Below are 7,437 nucleotides of genomic sequence, written 5' to 3'. Positions count from 1 at the left end.
TGGGGAAACGGAGTTTATTGTATTAATGGTGGCTGTGACTTTGGCAGCAGCTGTGTATGGTGGCTTGATTATGCTGTTTAAGGTGGACGAGATTAGAATTGTTACTGATGTTGTGAAGAGAAGATTATGAGTTCATTATAAAAAAGATAGCGATGTTTATAAAGACTATTATGCTAAAAATCCAGAAAAAAAGAATATTGATGATAGCTTTAGAACTAGACCAGAATTATTAGAGGAAGGTACAACTACATATAATAAACTTAATTCACCCATTGCAGGAAGTGCTTTTGCTTTTTTAAGAGATATTAAAGATTTATGTGAAGGAGATGTTTCACCTAAAAAAATAGATGGAGATAGTAAGACTTTTACGAAAAAAATTAAAGGAATCGCATCATTATATGGTGCTTGTATGGTTGGAATAACTAAACTGCAAGATAAACATATTTATACACATAGAGGTAGGTATGAAGAAAATTATGGCGAAGAAGTTAATCTTAATCATAAATATGCCATAGCCTTTGGTTGTGAGATGGATTTAGATATGGTTAATAGAGCTCCTATGATTTCTGAAGTTATCGCAACATCTAAAAGCTATGTTGATGTAGCTATAATAGGAATGATTATTTCATATTATATTAGAAGTTTAGGTTATGAGGCAAGAAATCATGTTGATGCTAATTATCTTGTTATGCCTGCTCTTATAGCAGAAGATGCAGGACTTGGCCAAATAGGTCGAAATGCCATTCTTACAAATAAAGATTATGGTTCAAGATTTAAGTTAGGAGTAGTAACAACAAATTTACCACTTGATATTGATGAAAAAGTCGATTTTGGATTAGAAGACTTTTGTAAGGTCTGCAAAAAATGTGCTCTTACATGTCCTTCTCAATCCTTATCAAGAGAAAATAGAATTGGCAAAGATGATAAATATAATTGGACTGTAGATACGGAAACTTGCTATACAAAATGGAGATACCTTGGCACTGACTGTGGTATGTGTATATCAGTATGTCCTTTTAGCCAAAACCTAGAAAGTATAAAAAAATGTGACTCTTTTAAAAAGAATGGAGCTGCTATACAAGATGCCTTAGAAGAATATAAAAAGAAATTTGGATCAAGAGTATTCGTTCCTGGAAATCCTTCTTGGTTAAGATAAAATTCGCTTTGATCATATCGTCAACTATGTATCCTTGCTATCGCTTCAGATATATACGTTACTTAAAATTCGCTTTGCTCATGACGCCAACGATATGTCTTTACTTAACTTCTTATCCCCTCTATGTCACTAGAGGGGATAAGTTTTATATTATTCTAGCTTTGAAAACTTACTCTATTCATAGTTATATGAATTACCTTAAATACAATTACTCCTACTATTAAATTTATTCCTACGGCAGGAAGTACAACCGCTGCAAATAACATATTTAAATTCATATTTCCAGGAAGTCCTACTAAAATTTGAGCTGATGTTAAAAATATAAATCCACTTATGGCTGTTCCAAGAGACATTAATATATTAGAAACTATGAAATCTTGATTTTTTTCAGCTAATTTTCTCATAAAAGGTAATTTATACATAGCCATCATAATAAGAAAACTTATATTTGTTGTAATAAATTTATCTATCACATTAGGTACTTGACCTCCAGGAAATGAACTTGTCATTCCTGAAAATATACCTGCAATTATTCCACATATTAAGCAAGCTTTGTAATCGTCTTTATTTATAATCATAATTGTAAATAACATTATTAAAGTCATGTCAGGTTTTACACCAAATATGGCAGGTTCTATTTGGTGCAAAACTAAACCTATTCCTAAAAGTACAGCATTTAAAACTAGTTTTCTTGTATTCATTTTCATAATAATATCCTCCAAAATATTTTTTAATTAAATTCAAATAAATTAATTCCCCTTTTAACCTCTTAAGAGTTTTAGTTCATACCAAAATTTTCACCTACCTTTCTTTTTGGGCAATAAAAAAAGCTCCATCCTATATAAATAGGACGAAGCTATACTCCGCGTTGCCACCTAATTTGTGTATCATAAATACACCTCTTAATATTGGTACTATCATACCTCATTTGCTATAACGTGCAAAACACGGTAAAGTCTACTTTCCAAAGATTTCGATTTACTCCTCAAAGGCCCATTCATCAAATTTCTTCTTGTCGAGATTCCACCATCCTCAACTCTCTATCTTGAACCTAAATTTGATTACTATCCCTTATCAAAGGATTTAATTTATTGTTAATAACATAATATGTATTTTTTTCCATTTTGTCAACTGTTTTTTATATTTTTATGTTTTAAATTAATTTAAATGGATTTAAATTTATTTCACTTCTTATAATTTCAACGCTTTCTATAGTATCTAAAAATCTTTTCATTACATCCTTAAATATATTTTCTGTATCAAAATGACCACAGTCAACTATACACATATTCATATCTAAAGCATCTTGTGCTTCATGGTATTTTACATCTCCAGTAATTATAACATCACAATTTTTAGATTTTGCTAATCCTACCATATCAGATCCTGCTCCAGTTACAACTGCTACTTTTTTAATTTTTGTATTTAATTCTCCAACTACTCTTATATGATCCATATTTAATTTTAATTTGATTTTATCACATAAACTTTGTAAATCTGCTTCATTGTCAAGAGTTGCATACCTTCCAAGACCTACAGATTTACCTTTATTTTCCAGTTTATAAACATCATAAGCGACCTCTTCATAAGGATGAGCTTTAATCATTTTTGCAATTGTTTTTTGTAATAAACTATTTGTAACTATAGTCTCGATTTTCACTTCTTTAACTTCTTCTATTTTTCCTATTTCACCTATAAAAGGATTTGAATTATCCTCTGGTCTAAATGTTCCTATCCCTGAGCTGTTGAATGTACAATTGCTATAATTACCTATATATCCTGCTCCACTTTCTCCTAATGCTTCTCTAACTATTATTTCATGAGTCATAGGTGTATAAACTGCAAGTTTATATAAAGTTTCACTATTAGTTACATCAAGTATTTTACAATTTTCAAACCCCATAACTTCCATAAAGTAATCATTTAGACCATCAAAAGCTATATCAAAATTAGTATGCATAGAATATAAAGCTATGTCATTTTTTATAAGCTTATGTATAAGTCTGCCTTTTAAATCTTTAGTGTTAATTTTATTCATTTTTCTAAAAATAAAAGGATGATGTGTAACAATTAAATCCACTTTTTTTTCGATTGCTTCTTCAATCACTTTTTCGTTGGCTTCTAAGGAAACTAAGACTTTTTTTATTTCACTATCAAAATCTCCAACTAATAACCCCACATTGTCCCAATCATAAGCTAAATTTAAAGGATACTTATTTTCAATTTTTTTAATTAAATCATTCAGCTTCATTTTTTCAACCCCTTATTAAATTAATTCTTTTAATTTTTCTATTCTTTCATTAGCTAAGTTTCTTTTAGCTATAACTGCTTCTGTATCTTTATTTCCTAATTTTGATATTATATTATTGTATTTTTTTATTTTATTTTCTACAAATTCTACTAATAATTCATCTTTATTTTCTATTAATTTTTTGCCTATCTCATAATATATATTATCCTCAAGATGTGTATTTTTTCCAGTATATTTTGCTACTATTATTTCATAAATCCTAAAATCTTCTTTTTCTAGGCATTCATCTAAAATTTCATATCCATTATTTAATAAGTATTGTCTAAGTTCCTCCTGTGCTTGCATAGGTTGAAGAATTAATTTATCCACACTATGTGCCACTTCTTTATTGGCCTCAAGTAATTCACCTATTAAGATTCCTCCCATCCCAGCAATTATGACTTCATCTACCTCACCTTTTTTTAGTACTTCTATTCCTGAACCAAGTCTTAAATCTACTTTATCTTCCAATTTATTTCTTTTAACTTCACTCCTTGCATTTTCTAGAGGACCTTTATTTATGTCAGCTAAGATTGCAAAATTTATTTTTCCTTCATTTAAAAGATATACTGGAATATATCCATGATCCGTTCCTATATCAGCTAATCTTTTGTTTTCACTTACAAGGGATGCTATTTTTAATAATCTATTAGTTAATTTCAATTTACTTTTTCCTTTCGCTTTACTTTTTGTATATTGTCTTATTATATGTATTAACATATTTTTATAATTTTATTTCTATATAATTAAAAATTCGCCAAAGCTGGCGAATTTTTAATTTATCTATATTAATCTAAATAGTCTCTAAGTTTTTTCGATCTACTTGGATGTCTTAATTTTCTTAAAGCCTTAGCTTCTATCTGTCTAATTCTTTCACGAGTAACATCAAACTCTTTACCAACTTCTTCAAGAGTTCTAGCTCTTCCATCTTCAAGACCAAATCTTAATTTTAAGACTTTTTGTTCTCTTTCATTTAATGAACCAAGAACCTCTTCTATTTGATCCTTTAATAAAGAATATGCTGCAGCTTCTGCTGGAGCTAGAGCATCTTCATCTGGTATGAAATCTCCTAAGTGAGAATCTTCCTCTTCACCTATTGGGGTTTCTAAAGATACTGGATCTTGAGCTATTTTCATTATTTCTCTTACTTTTTCTTCTGACATTTCCATTTCTTTAGCTATTTCTTCTGGCTTAGGATCTCTTCCTAATTCTTGTAATAATTGTCTTGAAACTCTTATTAATTTATTGATTGTTTCTACCATATGAACTGGTATTCTTATAGTTCTTGCTTGGTCTGCTATGGCACGAGTAATTGCTTGTCTAATCCACCATGTTGCATAAGTCGAGAATTTAAATCCTCTAACATAGTCAAATTTTTCAACAGCTTTTATTAGCCCAAGATTTCCTTCTTGTATTAGGTCCAAGAATAACATTCCTCTACCAACATATCTTTTAGCTATACTTACAACTAGTCTTAAGTTAGCTTCAACTAATCTTTGTTTAGCTATTTCGTCTCCCTCTAACATTCTTTTTGCTAGTTCAACTTCTTCATGAGGTTTAAGTAAAGGAATTTTACCTATTTCCTTTAAATACATCCTTACTGGATCATCTATACTTATACCCTTTGGAAGAGATAAATCTAACTTATCCATTTCGATGTCTTCTTCTTTTTTTATTTTTTCATCAACATCGTCATCTATATTTTCCATATCCAAAGTTAAATCATCATCATCTGCAGAAAAATCAATTGCAACTTTTTCTGATTTGCTTTCCAATATTTCAATTCCTAAATTTCCTAAAGTTTCATAAAGATTTTCAACTTTATCCTTGTCTAGTTCTGTATTTGAAAAGGCTCCCATTATTTCATCTAATGTAAGAGATCCTTGTTTTTTACCTTTTTCAATAAGACTTCTTGCTGCTACTCTATTAGCTTCTCTATTATTCGCCACACTCAAACCTCCTTTCGTGTATTATAGACTCTTTAAACTCTTTTGTATATCTACTATTTTTAAAGTTATCTTCATAATTTCTAACTCTACCTCTTTCACGCTGTCTTTATCTATGCTATTGTCATTTAAGCTTAATTCCAAACTTTTTTGTTTATGAAGTAATTCCTCAATTTCTTTGTGAAGTTTATTTCTTTTCACATTTTTAATTATTTCATCAACATTTTTAGAATTATAGGTATTTATACTATTTAGTGATATATTATCCAAATCCTTCAAATATTCTTCAGATATGTTTAAACTTTTGATTTTGTCAATAGTTATTTTGTCCAATTCTTTATTTTTAATTATTAGATTAAAAATTTCTTTACTGTCATTAATTAAGAAATCATTCTCACTAATTTTTAACAATGCAATAAGACGAAGTTCTTTATTTTCCATTAATAGCTTAATAAAGGTTTCTTCTACGAATTTTTCACCGTTTTCGATATTTTTAATCTTTTCTATTGGTTTTTGTTCAGTTTTTTCAAATTTTTTATAATTTTTTTTGCTATTATTAAATTTCTTACCAAAAACTTCTTCTTTCATTGCTTCTAAACTAATATTATATTCTTTACTTACATACTTAATATAATAGTCTTTCTCCACAGGAGATGATAAGCTCTTAATTATCAATGCTGCTTCTTTTGCAAATTTTATTAAATGTTCATCCTTATTAAAATCAAATCTTCTTTTTAAGATATTGATTTGAAATACAATATGAGAAACTGAATTTTCTATAGCTTTTGAGAAGCCTTCTTTTTTATATTTTTTGATAAAATCATCTGGATCTTTACAATCTTTTAAATTCAAGACTTTAACATTTATATTTTGTCCTCTTAATATTTCTATTGCTCTAAGAGTTGCTTTAACTCCTGCATCATCAGAATCATAAGATATTACTGCAGTAGATGCATATCTTTTAATTAATTTGCCTTGTTCATTTGTTAAGGCCGTTCCCAAAGTCGCTACTACATTCTCAATTCCATGTTCATATAAAGATATTAAATCCATATATCCTTCTACTAATATTAAGGTCTCATTGATTATACTTTTTTTTGCATAATTTAATCCATACAAGTTAAATCTTTTATTAAAAAGTAAAGAATCAGGTGAGTTAAGATATTTAGGTAATGAATTATCAAGTACTCTTCCACCAAATCCTATAACATTTCCCCTATAATCAAATATTGGAAACATCACTCTATTTCTAAATCTGTCGTAATATTTATTATCATTTTCTTTATGCGTAACTAGCCCACTTTTAACTAAATCTTTTTTTTCATAACCTATTGATAATAAGTAATCCATCAGACTGTTCCAAGAATTTAGAGAATATCCTAGTCCAAATTTTTTTATTATTTTATCACTTAGACCTCTTCCTCTTAGATAATCATACCCTGCATTTTTAGAATTAATCAAATTGGCGAAGTAAAATCTGGCGGCTTTTAAATGAATATCTTGCATCAGCTTGATACTTTCCATTTTTGCCTTATCTGCTTCACTTAAATTTGCCTTAAATTCTATTCCATTTTTTTCTGCTAGTAATTTTACAGCTTCTATAAAATCCAAATTTTCTATTTTCATAACAAAATTAATTACATCTCCACCTTCACCACAACCAAAACATTTGTAAATTTGTTTTTTCTGATTTACATGAAATGAACCTGTTTTTTCATTATGAAATGGACACAGACCACTATAATTACTACCTGAATTTTTTAAGTTTATGTACTGAGATATCACATTTACAATATCACATCTGTTTTTAACTTCATCTATTAAATCTCTCATATTATTCATATTATCACCCTCTGGTGTATTATTCGTAACATTACTATTTTACATTAAAATTTTCATTTGTCAAATACTATTATACATAATTCGACTTTTTTTGTTAATACCCTTCTTTTTTTTATTACTTTTTATAACTTTTTTCTAGAATAAATATTTCTATTTCTACAACTTCATTTCTAGCCTTTGTCGAAATTCACTATAAAATATAA

At 28.3% G+C, this 7,437-nt stretch carries 6 protein-coding genes and 1 other annotated feature; of the genes, 1 reads left to right on the top strand and 5 read right to left on the bottom strand.

Annotated elements, in window-relative coordinates; translation table 11 throughout:
* Positions 1–409: 409 nt before the first annotated feature.
* Complete coding sequence (locus NSA58_RS12870) at positions 410–1,156, top strand: 4Fe-4S dicluster domain-containing protein (RefSeq protein ID WP_257560532.1); 747 nt, start codon at positions 410–412, stop codon at positions 1,154–1,156.
* A gap of 155 nt (positions 1,157–1,311) precedes the next feature.
* Here the strand turns inward: NSA58_RS12870 and NSA58_RS12865 are convergent, their stop codons facing one another.
* The 5 genes from NSA58_RS12865 to dnaG form a co-directional block, all read right to left on the bottom strand.
* Positions 1,312–1,863 (bottom strand): tryptophan transporter, encoded by a 552-nt coding sequence (locus NSA58_RS12865; RefSeq protein ID WP_039678989.1) that lies wholly within the window; start codon positions 1,861–1,863, stop codon positions 1,312–1,314.
* Between the two features lie 136 nt (positions 1,864–1,999).
* Positions 2,000–2,243: a binding site (T-box leader), on the bottom strand.
* Positions 2,244–2,309: 66 nt separating this feature from the next.
* The gene (locus NSA58_RS12860) at positions 2,310–3,407 is read right to left on the bottom strand and encodes a Nif3-like dinuclear metal center hexameric protein (RefSeq protein ID WP_052232905.1); all 1,098 of its coding nucleotides are present in this window, start codon (positions 3,405–3,407) and stop codon (positions 2,310–2,312) included.
* A gap of 15 nt (positions 3,408–3,422) precedes the next feature.
* A complete protein-coding gene (locus NSA58_RS12855; RefSeq protein ID WP_074078727.1) occupies positions 3,423–4,109 on the bottom strand; it encodes a tRNA (adenine(22)-N(1))-methyltransferase in 687 nt (228 codons plus the stop codon).
* A gap of 125 nt (positions 4,110–4,234) precedes the next feature.
* Positions 4,235–5,395: an RNA polymerase sigma factor RpoD gene (gene rpoD / locus NSA58_RS12850; RefSeq protein ID WP_039678421.1), complete on the bottom strand. Its 1,161-nt coding sequence runs from the start codon at positions 5,393–5,395 to the stop codon at positions 4,235–4,237.
* Positions 5,396–5,416: 21 nt separating this feature from the next.
* The gene (dnaG, locus tag NSA58_RS12845) at positions 5,417–7,234 is read right to left on the bottom strand and encodes a DNA primase (RefSeq protein ID WP_039678422.1); all 1,818 of its coding nucleotides are present in this window, start codon (positions 7,232–7,234) and stop codon (positions 5,417–5,419) included.
* Positions 7,235–7,437 lie beyond the last annotated feature (203 nt).

Source organism: Terrisporobacter muris, assembly GCF_024621905.1.
Lineage (GTDB): Bacteria > Bacillota > Clostridia > Peptostreptococcales > Peptostreptococcaceae > Terrisporobacter > Terrisporobacter muris.
The sequence above is the reverse complement of the archived record's forward strand: the minus strand, read 5'-3'. Positions and strand labels throughout refer to the sequence as shown.